The sequence below is a fragment of the Paenibacillus sp. P4_E11 genome, from assembly GCF_056401635.1.
This window is the reverse complement of sequence record NZ_JBFUIX010000478.1, coordinates 1-1,361: the sequence shown is the minus strand read 5'-3', so window position 1 is coordinate 1,361 and position 1,361 is coordinate 1. Positions and strand designations below refer to the sequence as shown.

2 protein-coding genes are annotated in these 1,361 nt (G+C 41.7%); one reads left to right on the top strand and one right to left on the bottom strand.

Annotated features, from left to right (window positions below; translation table 11 throughout):
- The first annotated feature begins 171 nt into the window (after nucleotides 1–171).
- Nucleotides 172–777, top strand: a complete 606-nt coding sequence (locus AC1DWB_RS35265) for a histidine phosphatase family protein (protein WP_477545723.1) — start codon at nucleotides 172–174, stop codon at nucleotides 775–777.
- 366 nt (nucleotides 778–1,143) lie between these two features.
- Here the strand turns inward: AC1DWB_RS35265 and AC1DWB_RS35260 are convergent.
- On the bottom strand, nucleotides 1,144–1,361 hold a 218-nt coding region (locus tag AC1DWB_RS35260; protein WP_477545722.1), incomplete at its 5' end, for a metal-dependent hydrolase.

Sequence of the window (1,361 nt, the reverse complement as noted above, 5' to 3'; positions counted from 1 at the left end):
GCTTCATTGCGTTAAGGGCAGTAATCCTTAATAACGAAACCAAACGAAAATTCTCTAAACACACTAGACTAAGCTTTATTTAGAGTAATATAATTACATTAGATTGTTATCTAAATAGATGCATATCAAATCTTGATTTAGTTTAAAACCCTCGTTAAAGGAGTTCGTTAAATGAGTACAAATTTCTATCTCGTTAGGCATGCCATCAAAGAAAAGAGGATTGGAGATGTCCCAATATCCCCTGAAGGTATATTGCAAGCACAAGCGACGGCTCAATATTTTCGTAACCTACCGATAATAGCCATATTTTCGAGTCCACTTAGAAGGGCGAAAGAAACCGCCTCATATATTGCATTAGAAGCTGAATTAATTATTTCAGAGGATAACCGATTACGGGAACGTGCTAACTGGGGGGATTTACCTGGGCAAACATTCGATGAATTTGTTGCGATGTGGGAGCGATGTACAGTTAATGCTGACTATATACCACCCATAGGTGATTCTGCGAAACAGGCAGGTGAACGCTTATCCTCGTTTTTATTAGAATTGGCAATGAAAAATCCGACTGAAAGTAACATTGTAATGGTTACTCATGGGGGATTAATTACAGATTTTCTAGTCAATACATTTACCGAGAACCTACTAAATATATGGCACCCTAACTTTGTGGCAGTACAAAGTAACCTGATTCCTGAGTGCTCGATTACAAAGCTAATTTATGAAAGCGGAAATTACAAAATAGATGTCATTGCATCAATAGAACATTTAAAATCATAAGAATGCTTATTATTGCATGTGTTGATGCTTGCACGAATTGCGCTTCCCGGAGGAGATGCGTATGGGATCAACACCACCAATCAAGTGAAGATTACCATCTTTGGCGGAAGCATCCCTTTCGTCATAGAGGGCAATATAGTCGGCGGCATCAGCGTGAGGGTTGGGGACGAGCTCACAAGACATAGAAGTGGCCAACGCTGGGGTTCGAACCTTCGCGAACATACGCGAAACCGGGGCTGAGGAAATTGTATACGCCCGTATAGATTCGAACGATTCGTTCAGATAAGCCAGCAGCTTGCTGCTTCCTATAATCTGTTCTGCTCCAAATGAATAAACCGGCTGTCTAAGACAGCCGGTTTATTCATTTCAGAAGTGCAGCTTGATTGATTTTTTATAAAGGGGATAAAACCATTTCACGCCGCTGGGTGTCAAAGTGTCAGCGAGCAAATGGGAGAGGTAACTGATCATAGAGACGATCATAATTCCTTGGACTTGAAGCTGCTGTTCCAACCCCCACCCAATACCGCCCCACCCAAGAATTGCCCACACGGTATGAGTCAAGAATTGCCCACACGGTATGAGTC